The sequence below is a fragment of the Propionivibrio sp. genome (genome assembly GCF_016790145.1).
Lineage (GTDB): Bacteria > Pseudomonadota > Gammaproteobacteria > Burkholderiales > Rhodocyclaceae > Propionivibrio.
Map to the genome: position 1 here is coordinate 1 of NZ_JAEUOI010000100.1, position 18,449 is coordinate 18,449.

Consider the following 18,449-nt stretch of genomic DNA (forward strand, 5'->3'; position numbering starts at 1 on the left):
CGATTCGTCGTCGTACTCGAACATCGGGAAGTCGATGACCCACAGCGGCGCCCACTTGGCGCCGGTGACGAAGCCCTTCTCGTGGCCGATCTTGATGCGCAGCGCGCCGAGGGCGTCGCTGACGATCTTGCCCTTGTCGGCGCCGAAGAAGATCAGGTCGCCGGATTGCGCGCCGGTGCGTTCGAGCACGGTGCGTAGCGAGGCTTCGGAGAGGTTCTTGACGATCGGCGACTGCAGGCCGGTTTCATTGACCTGGGTGACGTCGTTGACCTTGATGTAGGCCAAGCCCTTGGCGCCGTAGATGCCGACGAACTTGGTGTATTCGTCGATCTCGCCACGGGTGAGGCTGGCGCCGCCCGGGATGCGCATGGCGGCGATGCGGCCGCCCTCGCTGTTGGCGATGCTGGCGAAGACCTTGAAGGCGACGTCCTTGAAGGCGTCGGCGACGTCAACCAGTTCGAGCGTGACGCGCAGGTCCGGCTTGTCGGAGCCAAAGCGGCGCATGGCTTCGGCGTAGGTCATGCGTGGGAATTCCGGCAGCTCGACGTCGATGGCTTCCTTGAAGACGGTACGGATCAGCTTTTCCATCAGCGCGGTGATTTCGGCCTCGCTCATGAACGAGGTTTCGATATCGACCTGGGTGAATTCGGGCTGGCGGTCGGCGCGCAGGTCTTCGTCGCGGAAACATTTGGTGATCTGGTAGTAGCGGTCAAAGCCGGCGACCATCAGAAGTTGCTTGAACAGTTGCGGCGACTGCGGCAGGGCGAAGAACTGCCCCGGATGTACGCGCGACGGCACCAGGTAGTCGCGGGCGCCTTCCGGCGTGCTCTTGGTCAGCATCGGCGTTTCGATGTCGATGAAGCCGGCGTCGTCGAGGAAGCGGCGGAAGGCGCGCGCCGTCTTGTAACGCAATTGCAGGTTCCTTTGCATCTGCGGGCGGCGCAGGTCGATCACGCGGTGCAGCAGGCGGACGTTCTCAGAGAGATTGTCATCGTCGAGCTGAAACGGCGGCGTCACCGAGGGGTTGAGAACGTCGATTTCGTGGCAGAGGATTTCGACTTCGCCGCTCGGCATGTTGGCGTTGACCGTGCCGGCCGGGCGCGCGCGTACCTTGCCGGTGATCTTCAGGCAGAACTCGTTGCGTACTGATTCGGCGATGGCGAACATCCCGGGGCGATCCGGGTCGCATACCACCTGAGCCAGACCGTCGCGGTCACGCAGGTCGATGAAAATGACGCCGCCGTGGTCGCGCCGACGCTGCGCCCAGCCGCAAAGTGTGACTTCCTTGCCTATGGTGTTTGAATCAAGTTGACCGCAGTAATGAGTTCGCATGCTGTTTCCGGAGTTACGGGTGCTGGTTTTTGGGGGCGGAAGACGGTCTTCTGGTTCGCGCGAGAGGGGCGACAACGCCCATCGAGATGATGTATTTGAGTGCTACATCGACATCCATGTCGAGTTCGATGACTTCGTTTTTTGGCAACATCAGGAAAAAACCGGAGGTCGGGTTCGGCGTGGTTGGTACATAGACACTGACATGCTCGCCCTGGAGATGATTGAGTACATCGCCGCCCGGCTTGCCGGTGAGAAAGGCGATGGTCCACGAACCCTGGCGCGGATACTCGATCAGCAGCGCTTTGCGGAAGGCGTTGCCGGACGAGGAAAACAGCGTGTCTGAAACCTGCTTGACGCTGTGGTAGATCGAATTGACGACGGGAATGCGGGCGAGGAGTCGCTCCCACCAGATCACGAGTCGCTGACCAACGAAGTTGGCGGCGAGCAGGCCGGTCAGGAGAATGATGGCCAGGGTCAAGATGACGCCGGCCCCCGGGATGTTGAAGCCGAACAGAGTCTGCGGGTGGACGGCCGTCGGCAACAGTTGCAGCGACTGATCCATCGTATTGACGATCAGCGACAATACCCAGGCGGTGATCGCCAGCGGAACCCAGATCAGCAGACCGGTCAGGAAGTAGCGCTTGATCAACTGCCCGCGCATGTCCCTGCGCTCGCACATGTTCCGGTGCCACCGGCACAGGGCGGTGCGCTCTCTGTTGCTTTCGGCGATGCGTCAGCGGGCGGCGTGGCACCTCCCTTGAAGTCGGTGGCGTACCAGCCATTGCCCTTCAACTGGAAGCCGGCAGCGGTAACTTGTTTTGCGTATGCTTCAGCGCCACACTCGGGGCAGATGCTGAGCACAGGGTCGCTGAGCTTCTGCAGATGATCCTTCTGAAAAGCGCAGGCATCGCAGCGATAGGCATAGATCGGCATGGGCTAACTTTCAATCAATTTCAAAGACGCGAATTATACTCGAACGGAGGCGGTTTTCGCTGACGCCGCCTTAACGTACATGAGGGCAAAAGCCCTGTTTTCAAGCAATTACATCAGTCGAAGATAGCTCTGCGTGAGATCCTTGCCCCAGAAAAGGGCGAGCAATCCGGCCGCCGCCAGATAGGGGCCAAAGGGAATCGGTACGTGGCGACCGCGTTTGGCCAGTACGATCAGGCCTATGCCGACCACGGCACCGACCAGCGAGGAGAGCAGGATGATCATCGGCAGGATTTGCCAGCCCAGCCAGGCGCCGAGAGCGGCGAGCAGCTTGAAATCGCCATAGCCCATACCCTCCTTGCCGGTGGCGAGTTTGAATCCCCAATACACCGTCCACAGTGAGAGATAACCACCCATCGCGCCGATCACCGCCGACTGAAGATTGGTGTAAGTACCAAACAGGTTGAACAGCAGGCCGAACCACAGCAGCGGCAAAGTAATCGAGTCGGGCAGCAATTGCGTGTCGACATCGATGAAGGTCAGTGCAATCAGGCAGCAGATCAGTACAATGCCCCCCGCCGCCGCCCAGCCGAAGCCGAAGTGCGCGGCCGCAATTGCGCAGAGGAGGCCGGTCAGTGCTTCGACGATTGGGTAGCGCGGTGAAATCGGCGTATGGCAAGCCGAACACTTGCCACGCAAAACCAGCCAACTGATGAGCGGAATGTTTTCCAGCGCCGTGATCGGGTGTCCGCATTCAGGACAGCGCGATCGTGGTATGGCCAGGGTGAGAGCTTCGTTTTCAGGTACTTCTTCGCCGCGCAGTTCTGCGGCCTGGCAATGCCAGTCGCGCTCCATCATCCTGGGCAGACGATGGATGACGACGTTGAGGAAACTGCCGACCATCAGGCCGAAAACGCCGCAGGAAATGGTAAATACGAGTGGATCCAGAAAAACGGATGGCCAGCCTTGCATCATCCGACCACAGCGCCCAGCTTGAAAATCGGCAGGTACATGGCGATAACCATGCCGCCGATCAGCACACCGAGGACGACCATGATGATTGGTTCCATCAGGCTGGAGAGCGCTTCTACCGCATCATCCACTTCGGCCTCGAAGAAATCGGCGACCTTGCCGAGCATGGAATCAAGAGCGCCGGATTCTTCACCAATGGCAACCATCTGATTGACCATGTTGGGGAACAATTCGCTGCTTTGCATTGCCGAGGTCAGGCTGGTGCCGGTGCTGACTTCGCCCTGAATCTGCCGGGTGCCGATCTTGTAAACATAATTGCCGGCGGCGCCACCGACCGATTCGAGTGATTCGACCAGGGGCACACCCGCAGCAAACATGGTTGCCAATGTGCGTGTCCAGCGGGCAATGACCGACTTGCGAATGATGTTGCCGAAAACAGGCAGGCGAAGAAACAAACGATCAAACGCGATCTGCATGGTTTCCGATCGCTTCCAGGTATAGAAAAAAGCATAAATTGAGCCGCCGATGCCGCCAAATATGGCCCACCAATAGGCAATGAAAAAGTCCGATATGCCGATCACAATCATCGTCGGTGCCGGCAGATCGGCGCCAAAACTCTTGAACACTTCCTTGAACGCAGGGATGACAAAGATCATGATCACGGCCGTAATAACAAAGGCAACGACAATGATGGCTATCGGATAAAACAGCGCGGATTTTATTTTTGACTTGATGGCGATCATCTTTTCTTTGTAGGTCGCCAGTCGCTCAAGCAGCGTTTCAAGAATACCGGCCTGTTCGCCAGCGGCAATCAGGTTGCAGTAAAGCTGATCGAAGTAGAGCGGAAATTTGCGGAAGGCTTGCGATAGCGAACTGCCCGTTTCCACGTCGGACTTGATATCGAGCAGAAGCTTGCCGACCGCCGGATTGTCGTGTCCGCGGCCTACGATGTCGAAGGTTTGCAGTAGCGGGACGCCGGCCTTCATCATGGTTGCCAGTTGTCGGGTGAACAATGCGATGTCCTTATCGACGATCTTACCGCCACCTTTGAAGCCCTGTTTTGACACCTTGGAGACCAGAATCCCCTGGCGCCGAAGTGTCGCATTGACAACCGCTTCGCTGGTGGCACGCTGTTCGCCGCGAACGACTTTCCCCGCCTTGTTTTTACCGGTCCAGAGAAAAGTGTACTCCTTAACTTCCTGGGCTCGCTTTGTTGATTTCGTTGCGGTAGCCATGCTGTCCCCTTCGATATGCTTTACTCGTTGGTGCTTCCCAGTACTTCATCAAGTGAGGTAAGTCCCTGCATGACCTTGAGCAGGCCGGAACGGCGCAAATCGTTGACGCCCTCTTTTTGAGCCTGTGCAGCGATGTCCAGAGCCGTCCCGTTGGCCATGATCATCCGTTGAATGTCTTCGGTTACGGGCATCACTTGATAGAGGCCAACCCGACCCTTGTAACCAGAACTCTTGCAGCGTTCGCATTCTCCCGGGCCGTAAAGCGTCCAGCTACCGTCGAGGTCCGACTCGGTGAAACCTGCATTCAGCAGTGTCTCGATCGGTGTGTCAAGCGGCTTCTTGCAAGTGCACAGGCGACGAACCAGCCGCTGAGCGGTAATCAGCAGGATGCTCGAAGCAATATTGAAGGTCGGGACGCCCATGTTCATAAGACGGGTCAGCGTCGACGGGGCATCGTTGGTGTGTAGGGTCGAAAGTACCATGTGCCCGGTCTGCGCGGCCTTGATGGCAATTTCCGCGGTTTCAAGGTCTCGGATTTCGCCGACCATGATGATGTCCGGATCCTGTCGCAGGAAGGCTTTCAGCGCGATCGGGAAGGTCAGTCCCTGCTTGTCGTCGATATTGACCTGATTGATGCCCGGCAAGGGGATTTCCGCAGGGTCTTCCGCAGTGGAAATATTGATCCCTGGCCGGTTCAGGATATTCAGACAGGTATAGAGCGAAACGGTTTTGCCGGAACCGGTCGGGCCGGTAACCAGCACCATGCCGTACGGGCGCTGGATGGCGTCGAGTAGCAGGGCTTTCTGATCGGGATCGTATCCCAGCGCATCGATGCCGAGGGTTGCGCTACTGGGATCCAGGATGCGCAGTACGATTTTTTCGCCGTACATGGTCGGCAGGGTACTGACGCGGAAGTCGATCGCCCGGCTCTTGGACAACACAAGGCGCATCCGGCCGTCTTGTGGTACGCGTTTCTCGGCGATGTTGAGGCGCGAAATCACCTTGATGCGTGACGCGATTTTTTCCTTGATGACCAGTGGCGGCGAAGCGATTTCACGCAAAATGCCATCAGTACGGAATCGGACACGATAGCTTTTCTCGTAGGGTTCAAAGTGAATATCCGATGCGCCGTCGTTGATGGCATCAAGCAACATCTTCTGGATGAATCTGACAACCGGGGCGTCGTCAACTTCGAGTGCCGCAGCATCATCAATCTTCTCAGCTGCGTCTTCGTCGGTAAATTCGAGATTGATGTCCTCGTTGGTCAGGCTCTTGAGTGTGTCCTCGACCGACTCCGCGAGCTTGGAAACCAGCGGAGCAAGCTGGTTCTCATCAACGATGACCGGGTCGACAGCCATCCCGGTCTGGAAGCGAATCTCGTCCAGCGCGCGCAGGTTGGTCGGGTCGGCGATAGCGACCGACAGGCGGTTGCCGCGTTTGTGCAGCGGAACGACACGGTGTGAAGCGATCAACTTGCGGTCAATCGCGCTCCTCTGGATATGTACGTCGTCAAAGGCGTTGAGGTCAAGCAGCGGGTAGCCAAAAGTGTCGGCGGCAAAGCGCGCAATATCGGACGCGTTCGCTTTCTTGCTGCCGACCAGTTGCTGGATAAACGAGGTCTTGGTTTCAGCAGCCAGCGTCAGTAAAGCCTCGGCCTCGGCTTCCTTGATTCGGCCGGCTTGGACGAGAGCGCGCGCGAGGCCGCTAAGCGATGATTGTTGCGGATTGGCCGCCATAGTTAGCTAAAAGACGCTTGCTTGCGTCAAAGGATCCCGACTCTAACCATTGTACAGAAAATGTCAGGTTGATGATGCATTGAGTCGGCGCGTTTGTAAAGAAGGGCAGAGCCAAGGTGACGACATTGAAATTGAGGAGGCTATCTGACCTTGGCCTAGATGCGGCCAAGCAGAACTTCGGAGACAAAGCGGCTACCGATGTAGGCCAGTAACAAAAGCAGAAAACCGGCCAAGGTCCAGCGCAGTGCAATCCGACCTCGCCAGCCGTAGGTGTGACGTCCAATCAGCAACGCGGCGAAAATCCCCCACGAGGCAAAAGCAAACAAGGTTTTATGATCAAGTACCAGGGCTTTGCCGAACAGCGCTTCTGAAAACATGATTCCGCTTCCCAGGGCAAGGGTCAGCAGCGAAAACGCGATGACGATCATGCGGAAGAGCAAGGCTTCCATCGTCAGGATCGGAGGCAGGCTGGCAAGATACTTGTTGTGTTCCCTGTGGTGCAGTTTTCGTTCGACAAAACCCATGAACACGGCATGCATTGCCGACAGGGTGAATAGGCTATAGGCCAGCATGGCGGCCAGAAAATGCAGCTTGAAGCCCCAGGCGTTGGCGTTTTCAATGATGCGTACCTGGGGGAAAATGACCGGAAGCACCGCACAAAGCGCTGCAAGTGGCAAGACCATCGGCTGCAGGCCATCCATACGTGAGCGGAAGCCTTCCAGCCAGTAAATGAGGACGGCCAGCCAAAGCATCAGCGATAGTGCAAAACTGAATGAGAAACGCATGCCGCCAGCGCTGAACAACCCTTCATACAAGCCGAAGCCCTGGAGCGTCAAGGCCACGAAAATCGCTGAGCGTTCCCAGAACTGCGTCGGCAGGGGACCAGGTGACTTGTCGGTTTCACGCCAGCGCGTATGCCAGAAATAGAAGCCCAGCGCCGCATAAAGCAGGGACGCAGCGATGAGCGGCACTAGGTGCAGTAGAATATCCAGCATTATTTCAGTTTACACCAAGCCGGAAGCCAAATGCTCGACAACCTGACCCAACGTCTTGCCCGCGTCATGAAGACACTGCGCGGTGAAGCGCGCCTTAGCGAAGACAACATCGCCGATGCCTTGCGTGAGGTTCGTCTTGCCCTGCTGGAGGCGGACGTTGCTCTGCCTGCCGTCAAGGCGCTGATCAGCGCCGTCAGGGAAAAAGCGGTTGGCGAGGAGGTCATCGGTTCCTTGAGTCCAGGGCAGGCGCTGATTGGCGTCGTTCATCGTGAGTTGACGCTGCTCATGGGCGAGGCGCACAAGGGCCTCAATCTGGCCACGCAGCCACCGGCGATTATCCTGATGGCCGGCTTGCAGGGGGCGGGCAAGACCACCACGGTCGGCAAACTAGCCAAACTGCTGCGCGAAACACAAAAGAAAAAGGTGCTGCTTGTCTCCTGTGATGTCTATCGACCGGCCGCCATCGAGCAGTTGAAGACCGTTGCCGAGCAGGCCGGGGTTGATTTTTTCCCTTCTCTGTCCACCGACAAGCCTGTCGATATTGCGCGTCAAGCCGTCGATTGGGCAAAACGGCACTACCACGACGTCTTGCTCGTTGACACTGCGGGCCGACTGGCGATCGACGAGTCGATGATGAAGGAGATTGCCGAACTGCACGCGGCAATCGAACCGATAGAAACCCTGTTCGTGGTGGACGCCATGCTCGGCCAGGATGCCATCAATACAGCCAAGGCCTTCAGTGAGGCCTTACCGCTTACTGGCATAATCCTCACCAAGCTGGATGGAGACGCACGTGGAGGCGCGGCGCTCTCTGTGCGCCATGTGACCGGCCAGCCAATCAAGTATGCCGGTGTGGGCGAAAAACTTTCAGGACTTGAAGCCTTCCACCCTGAACGTATGGCCTCACGTATCCTAGGCATGGGTGATGTGCTGTCGTTGATAGAAGAGGCAAAGAAGGGCATTGACGAGCAGCAAGCCGTTGAGTTTGCCAGGAAACTCAAGTCGGGCAAGAGTTTTGATCTCAACGATTTCAGGGATCAGATCGGCCAGATGCGCAAGATGGGCGGACTGTCGTCGATGATGGAGAAGTTGCCGGCACAGTTTGCCCAGGCCGCAAGTCAGATGCCGGCCGGAGGTGAAGAAAAAACGATTGCACGCATTGAAGGCATAATTAATTCGATGACACCTTCCGAGCGCAGCAAGCCCGAACTGCTGAAGGCTTCACGCAAACGCCGTATCGCCATGGGGGCTGGCGTTCAGGTGCAGGAGGTCAATCGCTTGCTAAAGCAGTTTGAGCAGATGCAAAAAATGATGAAGCAATTCTCCAAAGGTGGCATGGGCAAGCTGATGCGGGGAATGAAAGGAATGTTGCCCGGAATGCGTTAATTGTCTGCGATCTAGCGCGAGGCGACCCGGCGGCTGCTGTACACCCACTGGTTATGCCAAGCGCCGCGAACAAGATTCGGGTATTCGGCCTGGCCGAGGCTCCCGTTGTAACGACCGAGTGCGCGGTAAAGATCGCCTTGTTCGATGTCCAGATAGTGACGCAGAATGGTACAGCCGTAGCGCAGGTTGGTTCGCAGATGAAACAGATTGTCATCGTGGCGACCGATGATCTTGATCCAGAAGGGCATGACCTGCATGAAGCCGCGTGCGCCGGCTGAGGAAACGGCGTATTTCTTGAAACCGCTTTCTACCTGTATCAGACCCAGAACAAGTTGTGGATCGAGTCCCGCACGTGTCGCCTCATAGTGAACTGCACGCAGAAACTCCAGTCGACTTTCACGATCAGCGATGCGTTTTTCGAGGCGACGCGACATTTCGGTCAACCAGTCAATGGCCTCCATCGAGTCAAGGAATGAACTCTTTGGCGGAGCCTGATCCGAGATGGCGCGCGATAGTGCGGCCTGCACACTGGCCGAAAGCGGTTCGTACTTCTGCGCGCCGGCAAGCACGGTGAGAGGGAGCAGAAGCGCCACCAATAGAGCTAGTCGCCGCACAATTTTGCCTTCAGAAAAGAAACGGTATCGGCAATGGGAAGCAGTTGTGCTTCAGCGTCACTACGGCCTTTGTATTCAAGTTTGCCTGCGGCCAGCCCACGCTCGCCAACGACGATCCGGTGCGGGATGCCGATCAATTCCATCTCTGCGAACATGACGCCAGGGCGTTCGTTTCGGTCGTCGAGCAGAACGTCGACGCCAGATGCCTTGAGTTCGTCATACAGCGCATCGGCTGTCACTTTTACGGCCTCACTCTTGCTGTAGCCCATGGGAACGATACACACCTCAAACGCTGCAATGGGCGGGGGGAAAATGATTCCGCGATCATCATGACTCTGTTCGATGGCCGCACCGACGATACGCGAAACACCGATACCGTAACAGCCCATTTCCATGATCTGGCTTTGGCCATTTTCGTCGAGGAAACTGCACTTGAGTGCTTCGGCGTATTTTGTGCGCAACTGGAAGATGTGCCCGACCTCAATCCCACGGCACAGTTCGAGTGCACCCTTGCCGTCGGGCGAAGGGTCACCGGCGACAACGTTGCGCAGGTCGGCAACCAGCATGGGTTCCGGCAGATCACGAGCAAAGTTGACGCCGGTGATATGGAATCCAGCGGCGTTGGCTCCACAAACGAAGTCGCTCATTACAGCCACGCTGCGATCCGCAAAAACGGCGATATTTTCGACACCAACCGGGCCGATATAGCCCGCTTTGCAGCCGAGTGCAGCGACGATCTCCTCATCGCGCGCAAAGCGGAATTCTCCGACGATTTTTTCCGTCTTGACCTCATTGAGATCGTGGTCGCCACGCAGCAGGATCAGCGCGAACTGGACAGCACCGGTCTCCGGCAGAGGGTTACGCATGATCGCTATTGCCTTGACCATCTTGATCAGCGGGACACCAAGGAAGTCGGCTACATCCTCGCACTTGATCTTGCCCGGCGTGGCGATCTGCTGCATGACCTGGGAAGCCACACCCCTTGGCGTTCCAGGTGCCATGGCTTCGGCCAGTTCGACGTTGGCGGCATAGTCCGAGGCGGGACAGTAGGCCAGCGCGTCTTCGCCGGAATCTGCGAGAACATGGAATTCGTGCGAACCGGTACCGCCGATCGATCCGGTATCGGCAGCAACAGCACGGAACTTCAATCCGAGTCGGGTGAAAATCCGTGCGTACGTATCGAACATGTGGCGGTATTCACGCTGCAGGTCCTCAAAACTGGTATGGAAGGAATAGCCATCCTTCATCAGGAACTCGCGGCCACGCATGACTCCAAAACGAGGACGGATCTCGTCGCGGAACTTCATCTGTACCTGATAAAAATGCAGCGGCAGTTGACGGTAGCTCTTTATTTCCTTACGGACGACATCGGTGATGACTTCCTCGTGCGTCGGGCCTATGATGAAATCGCGCTGGTGACGATCCTTGAAGCGCAACAATTCAGGCCCGTATTTTTCCCAGCGACCGGACTCCTGCCACAGTTCGGCCGGTTGCACGGCCGGCATCGACAATTCGATGGCGCCTGCGCGATCCATTTCCTGCCGGACTATGTTTTCAACTTTGCGTAGCACGCGCAGACCAACGGGCATCCAGGTGTAGATACCGCCGGCCAGACGTTTTACGAGGCCGGCGCGCAACATTAATTGATGGCTGACGATTTCGGCGTCGGCTGGGGCTTCCTTGAGCGTGGAAATGAAAAATTGCGAGGTACGCATGGGAATCGGATTTCTTTGGGTAAAGGGGGATTTTACAAGACAGATCAGCAGAGCGCGATGCAATCATGTTCTTTTGAACGATTCGGCGTGATCGGACATTGGTGTGCTTTCCAAGCGATTTGAAATGTGAAAGAATGAACTCGACCAATAAATTTTGCAGGTATTTCAAAATGCTCGACCGTGAAGGCTATCGCCCGAACGTCGGCATCATCTTATGTAACGCAAAGAACGAGGTTTTTTGGGGCAAGCGTATCCGTGAGCATTCATGGCAGTTTCCACAGGGTGGCATCAAGCGCGGTGAAACCCCTGAACAGGCGATGTACCGGGAACTCCACGAAGAGGTTGGCTTGTTCCCCGAACACGTCACAATTCTTGGTCGAACCAAGGACTGGTTGCGTTACGATGTGCCGGTACACTGGGTAAAACGCGAATGGCGCGGCAGTTACAGAGGGCAAAAACAGATCTGGTTTTTGCTTCGTCTGGTCGGGCGCGACAACGATGTGTCCTTGCGCGCCTGCAATCATCCCGAGTTTGATGCCTGGCGCTGGAATCATTACTGGGTTTCGCTCGATGCTGTAATCGAGTTCAAACGCCATGTTTATGAGCAGGCGTTGAATGAACTCGCACGCTTTCTCGATGCGGACCGTCAGCGTCGGGATGGCGGACGCGAGCGTGTTGTTGATGGGACAGGAAGCAAGCTTGAGCGCAAGACATAGCTTTGGTTCTTCTCTGGCTGCTTTGGTCGATTAACTGAAGTGGATTTTCAATGGGCGTTATGAATGCATTACGGTGTCTTTTTGCCCTTGCTCTGACATCGCTGTCGGCACATTCGCTGGCGGATGGTTTCGATAACGAGTATGAAGAAAAACCCTGGGCGGAAATTGAAGTGCAATTGCCGGCTTTTCCTGAACAAATCAATCTGATCCCGTTTCAGGTAGGTGCGATGACTGACACCAAATATTTGATCGACGGCAATTCCCTGTCCGTCGGTTCAGACGGCATATTGCGTTTTACTTTGGTGGTGATCAGTTCTGCGGGCGCACAGAACATTACCTACGAAGGTTTGCGTTGCGCAACAGCCGAGCGCAGATTTTATGCGTTTGGCCGGTCAGACAAGACATGGTCAAAGGCTCGGAGTAATCAGTGGGTCAAAATTCAGGGCAGCACCAACAATCATCATGTAGAGCTTTACAGCAATTATTTTTGCCCAGTTGGTGCCGCTTATATCAGGAACGCTGATGATGCTCGCAGGGTTCTGCGCAAAGGCGGACAATCCGCGGTGATTAATTAATTTTATCTTTCAGGCAGCCCACAAGGCTGGATTCGCGATGCTTGATCCGCTGATTATCGAGTTTGACAAGGCGTTGCGTACGCTCTTTGCTTCAGCACCGAATTCACGCCTTTCGCCTGGGGCAGGGCTCATGGAAGAGCCCTTGTCTGATGAAGACAGGGTGCATGCAGGCTCGCTGATGCGAATCAATCATGTCGGAGAAATCTGTGCGCAGGCCTTGTATCAAGGTCAGGCGCTGACTTGTCGCGATCCCGAAATTCGGCAGGCGCTTGAACTGGCCGCCTATGAGGAAACCGAACATCTGGCCTGGACCGAGCGCCGCATCAATGAATTGGGAGGGCGTAAAAGTTTGCTCAATCCCCTGTGGTATCTGGGAGCGCTGTCATTAGGGGTCTTTGCCGGCAAGCTTGGCGATGCATGGAGCCTGGGCTTTCTAGCCGAGACTGAACGTCAGGTTGAAGCTCATCTTGATCATCATTTGTCCGAATTGCCGACCCAGGATGTCAAATCCCGTGCAATTGTTCAGCAAATGAAGGTCGATGAGGTTTCTCATGCCGAGACTGCAATCCACCTCGGTGCGCGGGATCTGCCCCCCAAGCTGAAAACAGCCATGCGACTGGCAGCAGGCGTCATGACGCGGACCGCGTACTACGTCTAAGAAATCCGTCGCTTTGCCTAACGGGCATGGATTTGGCTCCACCCCGCAATATGAAAGTTGCCGGCCTGCCCGTTGCACTCCCTTGCAGGGCGCATTCCGGCTTGGCAGCCGGAATCGCTTGATTGGTTCGGAGCATGCTCCGCGAATTCCCAATCTCGCCCCCCGACCCCTCTCCCAGAGAGACGAGGGGAGGTTCGTGAGTCGCTGGCGCGACTTTCAGGCTAACGCGCAAGCCGTTAATCTTCGACGATCTCGAGATCGTGGGTGATAAAGGCCGTCTTGCCGAGCATGATCGAAGCTGAGCAGTACTTGTCTTTCGATAGTGCTATGGCGCGTGCAACCGCATCGGGTTTCAGTTGCTTTCCGCTGATACGGAAGTGAAAATGAATCCGGGTAAATACTTTGGGTTCGGTTTCGGCGCGCTCTGCCTGCAGGCTCACTTCGCATCCGGTAATGGCGTGACGCCCCTTCTTCAGAATCGCCACCACATCAAACGCCGTGCAACCGCCTGTGCCGGCAAGCAACATTTCCATCGGCCGCGGTGCCAGGTTTCGACCACCGGCTTCAGGCGCGCCATCCATTACGAATGCGTGATTGCTTCCTGTTTCGGCCAGAAACGACATGCCGCCATCAATCCATTTCACCTTGCACTCCATAACACCCTCACGTTCTACAAAGATTCATTCTAGCAGCCTGTCGGACTTGAGTTTGCTCATGGCGGGCCAAAGATTCCGGAGACCGAACTTTGAGTAACAGCGCCAAAGACTAAAATATGTGCCTCCGCACCAGAATCGACGAAAATCGGTGTATGCATACCTACCTTACCAATATCGACCTTTTACCATTGAACACCCTTGCCCTTCCTGGTCGGGCGGCGCGCTACCTTCGGGTTACGGAGGCGAAGCAACTGGCCGATTCAGCACTCTGCGAGAGGCATCGTTTCGTTCTTGGCAGCGGCAGCAACCTCGTGCTTTCCGGCGACTTCGACGGCCTCATTCTGCACATGGCCATCACCGGCCGCGAACTGGCCGGCGAGGATGCCGATGCCTGGTATGTGCGCGCCGGGGCCGGCGAAAACTGGAATGAGTTTGTTGACTGGACGCTGACGCAAGGCTGGCCGGGGCTGGAGAACCTGTCGTTGATTCCCGGTACGGTCGGTGCCGCGCCGATCCAGAACATCGGCGCTTACGGGCTGGAAATAGCCGAACGCTTTCATTCGCTCGCCGCCTGCGACATGAACACCGGCCGGATCGTCCGCTTGGACCGCAGCGCCTGCCGCTTTGGCTATCGTGACAGCGTTTTCAAACAGGAAGGCTGGTATCTCGACGGGCGCTACGCAATCACCGAGGTCACTTTTCGCCTGCCCAAGGTCTGGCAGTCACTCACCCGCTACGCCGATGTCGCTGCTGAACTCGAAGCGCAAGGCATCCTCACGGCAAACGCCCGTCAGATCGCTGCGGCGGTGATCGCCGTACGCCAGCGCAAGCTACCCGATCCGCAGCAAATCCCCAACGTCGGCAGCTTCTTTCATAACCCGGTGGTCGATTCGGCAACGGCTGACCGCTTGCAATCGGCCCATCCTGGCTTGCCGCTTTACCCGCAAAACGAAAGCCGGGTGAAACTCGCTGCAGGCTGGCTGATCGAGCAGGCCGGCTGGAAGGGGAAGAATCTCGGCCCGGTCGGCATGTACGAAAAGCAGGCGCTCGTCCTGGTGAACCGTGGCGGCGCAACGGGCGCCGACGTGGCCACGCTCATGCAGGCCATTCAGCGCGACGTGCGCATGAAATTCGGCGTCGAACTGACACCGGAGCCTATTTTTCTCTGAATAAAGCCAGGGAGGCGCTGCGCTTCCATCGGTGATCCTGGCGGCGCACGCCGCGAGATGGCCGTAACTATTTGCTTTTGCGGCGGGGCATTCAACAGGGGAAAATCGGGTTGGCAGACAGTCGGCAGACAGTCAACCAGAACAGCGAAACACCAAGACCCACAGGAAATACCCTTGGGGGAGAGATCAAAGCCTCACAAGGAAAGGCAAGTGAATAACCTGGTGCCTCGGTGGTTTGCTGTTTTGGTTTGCCGATTACTCTGATTCAACGCGGAATTCAGCAGAGCGGGCGTGCGCCGGCAAGCCTTCGCCTCTGGCCAGCGTTGACGCGATGCGCCCCAGCGTCTTCGCTGCCGCTTGTGAAACGCGGATCAGGCTGCTGCGCTTCTGGAAGTCATAAACACCGAGCGGCGATGAAAAGCGTGCGCTGCCCGAGGTGGGCAACACGTGGTTTGGCCCGGCGCAGTAGTCGCCAAGTGATTCCGAAGTATAGGGGCCGATGAAAATGGCGCCGGCGTGGTGGATCTTCTCCACCCAGTCCCCGGCATTGGCCAGGGAAAGCTCAAGGTGCTCCGGCGCGATGCGGTTGGCGATGGCGCAGGCTTCGTCGAGATCGCGCACCTGGATCAGTGCGCCGTGATTTTCCAGCGAAACGCGAATCACGTCCCGGCGCGGCATGCCCGGAAGCTGTTTTTCGATGGACCGGGCAACGCGCTCGATGTAGTCCGCGTCGGGGCAGAGCAGAATCGACTGCGCCAGTTCGTCGTGCTCGGCCTGCGAGAAGAGATCCATCGCCACCCAGTCGGGATCGGTCTTGCCGTCGCAGATGATGAGGATTTCCGAGGGCCCGGCGATCATGTCGATACCGACTACGCCAAACACGCGACGCTTGGCGGCGGCAACGTAGGCATTGCCGGGGCCGACGATCTTGTCCACTGCCGGCACCGTCGGCGTACCGTAGGCCAGCGCCGCCACCGCCTGTGCGCCGCCGATGCAGTAGACGCGATCGACGCCGGCCAGCGCGGCCGCCGCCAGCACCAGCGGATTGCGCTCGCCGCCCGGCGTCGGCACGACCATGATCAGCTCCCTGACGCCGGCCACCCGGGCCGGAATCGCGTTCATCAGTACCGACGAGGGATACGCGGCCTTGCCACCCGGAACGTAGAGGCCGACACGCTCGAGCGGCGTCACTTTCTGGCCGAGCAGGCTGCCCTCGCTATCCTCATACTGCCAGCTCTGCAGGGTCTGGCGTTCATGATAGCTTCTGACGCGGCAGGCCGCCGCTTCGAGCGCCGCGCGCTGATCGCCGGGCAGACCGGCCAGCGCCTTGTGCAGTTCGTCGCGCGACAGTTCAAGTTCGGCCATCGAGTGGACATCGAGACGGTCAAAACGCCGGGTGTATTCGAGCAAGGCGGCATCGCCGCGCGCCTTGACGTCGGCCAGGATGGCGCTGACCGTCTGCTCGACGGATTCGTCCTGCGCACTTTCGAAAGCCAGCAGTGAATCGAGCCGTGGCTGGAAATCGGCGTCGCGGCTGGAAAAACGCTGGATGGAAATCATGATCCGACAACGCTGGCAATGGCGTCCAGGATGGGGACAATCTTCTCGCGCTTGAGCTTGAGCGCGGCCTGATTGACGATCAGGCGCGAGGAAATGTCGACGATGTGTTCGATCGCTACCAGATTGTTCGCCTTCAGCGTACTGCCGGTCGATACCAGGTCGACGATGGCGTCGGCCAGTCCGGCCAGCGGCGCCAGTTCCATCGATCCGTAGAGCTTGATCAGGTCGACATGCACGCCCTTGGCGGCGAAGTGCTCGCGGGCAATCCTGATGTACTTGGTCGCCACCTTAAGGCGGGCGCCCTGACGCACGGCATTCGCATAATCGAAGCCGGCCGGAATCGCCACCATCATCCGGCACTTGGCGATCTTCAGGTCGAGTGGCTGATAAAGGCCGTCGCCACCGTGTTCGAGCAGTACGTCCTTACCGGCGACACCGATGTCCGCCGCACCATACTGAACGTAAGTCGGCGCGTCGGTCGCACGCACGATGACGACGCGAACATCGGCACGCGTGGTCGGGATGATCAGCTTGCGCGAAGTTTCGGGATTCTCCAGCGGCTCGATGCCGGCCGCCGCCAGCAGCGGCAGCGTCTCTTCAAAAATGCGGCCCTTCGAAAGGGCAATGGTAATGCCGTCCACGGCGCTGATCCTTTATGCGGCTCGGTAAAGGCGCGATTCTACCGCAATGCCGCACTGACGGCAGGTTTGGCCGGGCGATTGCCCCTTTCCAGGTCATTGGTCACCAACGGAATTCAAAAGCCACCATAATCTGGCGGCTTTCGCCTTTAGGGCACAGACTCACTCGCTGCCATCCGCAGCATCCAGACGCCCATCGCCGCCGTCATCACGAACAGACCGATCCAGAGCCACAGCGGCCACGCAAGCCAATCCACGCGACGCATCTGGATATCGACGATCACCAGCGCAACAATCGGCAGCAGGCCCCAAGCCAGTTGCGTGATGCCCAGCGTGAACCAGTCGATGCGGGTCGCTGAGCGCAGCAGCGACAGCGCGCCGGCCGCCGGAACGTTCCGATACCACCAGAGATGAGCACCGGCATTCAGGCAAACGCCGATGTAGAGCGCGAACCAGACCCAGACTTCCACTCTGGCCGGATCGAAGCGTTCCCAGAGCAGGAAGGAACAGGCCGTCACCACCAGCGTAAATACGAAGATCATCGTCGTCACTGTCCGGGCAGGCGCCCACTTTCCGAACCAGGACTGGAAGAAGGCCGACAGCAAAGCAGCGGTGTATAGCGCCCCAAGGAAACGCAGATTGAACGGGGCCAACGACCACGACCAGATGCCGACCACAAGCGGATACGCAATCAGCAGACCGCCACCGGCAACCACGAGCACGGCAACTTCCAGCCAGGTTACAGCGCTCAGTAAAGGCGAAATGGGTGGATTGATGGATGAAGGAGGGGTCATGGAATAATTGAGCGTGGGACCATCAAGAGAATGACATGGAAGTGCGCCGCGTAAAAATTGCAGATACGGCTCCATCGGATTGGATTGAGATCGAGCTCCGAGGTGTCTTGCAGGCAGAGCACCACCGCATGCCCACGTATGCGGTGCCACGTCTGGGCGTAATGCTGCGCCTTGATCTCGCGCCAATCAACGTCTTCATTACCCAGAAAAAGATAGGTGGCAAACTTCTCCGAGCGCCTCGACTGGACGTCGGGATGCTGGCCGCCGGGTGGGCTGAAAAACGTTCCGTCACCGTATTCGCTCGTTTGTTCAGCCGCTTGTCGTCCAAATACAGTCCAGCAGACTCATTACTTATCCCATGCTTCGGTTCCTCTGACAAAGCGCCACCCAAAAGACGAGAGTAGACGCCTATTTCATATAGTTTACAAGCACTTGCTGGAAGTCACTGAAAGTTAACGAGTATTCTCAGTGTAGCCGTGGCCGATTATGTAATTGGCGTTGTGTATGACGAGATAGGGCAAACCCCCTCTCCTTGCGGGTTGGGCTGCAGGCCAAACACGCGTCAAACTTGGTGTTACGGCGGTCGCGGCCAACTGCGGTTTCAAGGTTCGCTAACCGCCAAAAACCCTGAGTCGTGCGCGCAGGGCTTCGACTTCATCGAGCAATTGCAGCGCCAGTGCGGCTCCGGCAAGGTTGACGCCAAGGTCGCGCTGCAGGCGCAGGGCTACCGTTGCGCGGTGCATGTGAATGCCGCTGAAGCGCCAGCGA

20 protein-coding genes are annotated in these 18,449 nt (G+C 57.6%); 5 read left to right on the forward strand and 15 right to left on the reverse strand.

The window, feature by feature from the left end:
• From aspS to ccsA, 7 genes are all read right to left on the reverse strand, one after another.
• Positions 1–1,332 (reverse strand): aspartate--tRNA ligase (gene aspS, locus JNM42_RS08845; protein WP_294268419.1); only part of this gene is annotated, 1,332 nt, incomplete at its 3' end.
• A 13-nt stretch (positions 1,333–1,345) separates the two neighbouring features.
• Complete coding sequence (locus JNM42_RS08850; RefSeq protein WP_294268457.1) at positions 1,346–1,978, reverse strand: DUF502 domain-containing protein; 633 nt, start codon at positions 1,976–1,978, stop codon at positions 1,346–1,348.
• Positions 1,978–2,265 (reverse strand): FmdB family zinc ribbon protein, encoded by a 288-nt coding sequence (locus JNM42_RS08855; protein ID WP_294268421.1) that lies wholly within the window; start codon positions 2,263–2,265, stop codon positions 1,978–1,980. Before JNM42_RS08855 ends, JNM42_RS08850 begins: the two co-directional genes overlap by 1 nt.
• Before the next feature lie 108 nt (positions 2,266–2,373).
• Complete coding sequence (locus JNM42_RS08860) at positions 2,374–3,237, reverse strand: A24 family peptidase (RefSeq protein ID WP_294268423.1); 864 nt, start codon at positions 3,235–3,237, stop codon at positions 2,374–2,376.
• Complete coding sequence (locus tag JNM42_RS08865) at positions 3,234–4,469, reverse strand: type II secretion system F family protein (RefSeq protein WP_294268425.1); 1,236 nt, start codon at positions 4,467–4,469, stop codon at positions 3,234–3,236. Before JNM42_RS08865 ends, JNM42_RS08860 begins: the two co-directional genes overlap by 4 nt.
• Positions 4,470–4,489: 20 nt before the next feature.
• Positions 4,490–6,205 carry a type IV-A pilus assembly ATPase PilB gene (gene pilB / locus JNM42_RS08870; RefSeq protein WP_294268427.1) on the reverse strand — a complete coding sequence of 572 codons (1,716 nt, stop codon included), beginning with the start codon at positions 6,203–6,205 and terminating at the stop codon, positions 4,490–4,492.
• Positions 6,206–6,360: 155 nt separating this feature from the next.
• Positions 6,361–7,200 (reverse strand): cytochrome c biogenesis protein CcsA, encoded by an 840-nt coding sequence (gene ccsA, locus JNM42_RS08875; RefSeq protein WP_294268429.1) that lies wholly within the window; start codon positions 7,198–7,200, stop codon positions 6,361–6,363.
• Positions 7,201–7,230: 30 nt separating this feature from the next.
• Here ccsA and ffh point away from each other — a divergent pair, with 30 nt between their 5' ends.
• A complete protein-coding gene (gene ffh, locus JNM42_RS08880; RefSeq protein WP_294268431.1) occupies positions 7,231–8,586 on the forward strand; it encodes a signal recognition particle protein in 1,356 nt (451 codons plus the stop codon).
• 11 nt (positions 8,587–8,597) lie between these two features.
• On the opposite strand, the gene JNM42_RS08885 is transcribed toward ffh, so the two are convergent.
• Both JNM42_RS08885 and JNM42_RS08890 read right to left on the reverse strand, forming a co-directional pair.
• Positions 8,598–9,179: a lytic transglycosylase domain-containing protein gene (locus JNM42_RS08885; protein WP_294268432.1), complete on the reverse strand. Its 582-nt coding sequence runs from the start codon at positions 9,177–9,179 to the stop codon at positions 8,598–8,600.
• Positions 9,180–9,187: 8 nt separating this feature from the next.
• Positions 9,188–10,915 carry a proline--tRNA ligase gene (locus JNM42_RS08890; protein ID WP_294268434.1) on the reverse strand — a complete coding sequence of 576 codons (1,728 nt, stop codon included), beginning with the start codon at positions 10,913–10,915 and terminating at the stop codon, positions 9,188–9,190.
• A 170-nt stretch (positions 10,916–11,085) separates the two neighbouring features.
• Here JNM42_RS08890 and JNM42_RS08895 point away from each other — a divergent pair, with 170 nt between their 5' ends.
• From JNM42_RS08895 to coq7, 3 genes are read left to right on the forward strand one after another with little or no spacing between them, the layout of a single operon-like run.
• Positions 11,086–11,631 (forward strand): RNA pyrophosphohydrolase, encoded by a 546-nt coding sequence (locus JNM42_RS08895; protein ID WP_294268436.1) that lies wholly within the window; start codon positions 11,086–11,088, stop codon positions 11,629–11,631.
• Positions 11,632–11,681: 50 nt separating this feature from the next.
• Positions 11,682–12,206 (forward strand): CNP1-like family protein, encoded by a 525-nt coding sequence (locus tag JNM42_RS08900; protein ID WP_294268440.1) that lies wholly within the window; start codon positions 11,682–11,684, stop codon positions 12,204–12,206.
• A 37-nt stretch (positions 12,207–12,243) separates the two neighbouring features.
• A complete protein-coding gene (gene coq7, locus JNM42_RS08905) occupies positions 12,244–12,864 on the forward strand; it encodes a 2-polyprenyl-3-methyl-6-methoxy-1,4-benzoquinone monooxygenase (protein ID WP_294268442.1) in 621 nt (206 codons plus the stop codon).
• Between the two features lie 236 nt (positions 12,865–13,100).
• On the opposite strand, the gene JNM42_RS08910 is transcribed toward coq7, so the two are convergent.
• Positions 13,101–13,520, reverse strand: coding sequence for an OsmC family protein (locus JNM42_RS08910; RefSeq protein ID WP_294268444.1), 420 nt, complete (start codon positions 13,518–13,520; stop codon positions 13,101–13,103).
• 152 nt (positions 13,521–13,672) lie between these two features.
• Here JNM42_RS08910 and murB point away from each other — a divergent pair, with 152 nt between their 5' ends.
• Positions 13,673–14,689 (forward strand): UDP-N-acetylmuramate dehydrogenase, encoded by a 1,017-nt coding sequence (murB, locus tag JNM42_RS08915; RefSeq protein ID WP_294268446.1) that lies wholly within the window; start codon positions 13,673–13,675, stop codon positions 14,687–14,689.
• Positions 14,690–14,944: 255 nt separating this feature from the next.
• Here murB and hisD read toward each other — a convergent pair whose 3' ends face one another.
• From hisD to JNM42_RS08940, 5 genes are all read right to left on the reverse strand, one after another.
• Positions 14,945–16,249 (reverse strand): histidinol dehydrogenase, encoded by a 1,305-nt coding sequence (gene hisD / locus JNM42_RS08920; protein ID WP_294268448.1) that lies wholly within the window; start codon positions 16,247–16,249, stop codon positions 14,945–14,947.
• A complete protein-coding gene (gene hisG, locus JNM42_RS08925; RefSeq protein ID WP_294268451.1) occupies positions 16,246–16,890 on the reverse strand; it encodes an ATP phosphoribosyltransferase in 645 nt (214 codons plus the stop codon). Before hisG ends, hisD begins: the two co-directional genes overlap by 4 nt.
• Before the next feature lie 146 nt (positions 16,891–17,036).
• Positions 17,037–17,681, reverse strand: a complete 645-nt coding sequence (locus JNM42_RS08930) for a hypothetical protein (protein ID WP_294268453.1) — start codon at positions 17,679–17,681, stop codon at positions 17,037–17,039.
• Between the two features lie 22 nt (positions 17,682–17,703).
• Positions 17,704–18,072, reverse strand: coding sequence for a transposase DNA-binding-containing protein (locus tag JNM42_RS19455; protein WP_366504427.1), 369 nt, complete (start codon positions 18,070–18,072; stop codon positions 17,704–17,706).
• Positions 18,073–18,292: 220 nt separating this feature from the next.
• On the reverse strand, positions 18,293–18,449 hold a 157-nt coding region (locus JNM42_RS08940), incomplete at its 5' end, for a chaperone modulator CbpM (RefSeq protein WP_294268459.1).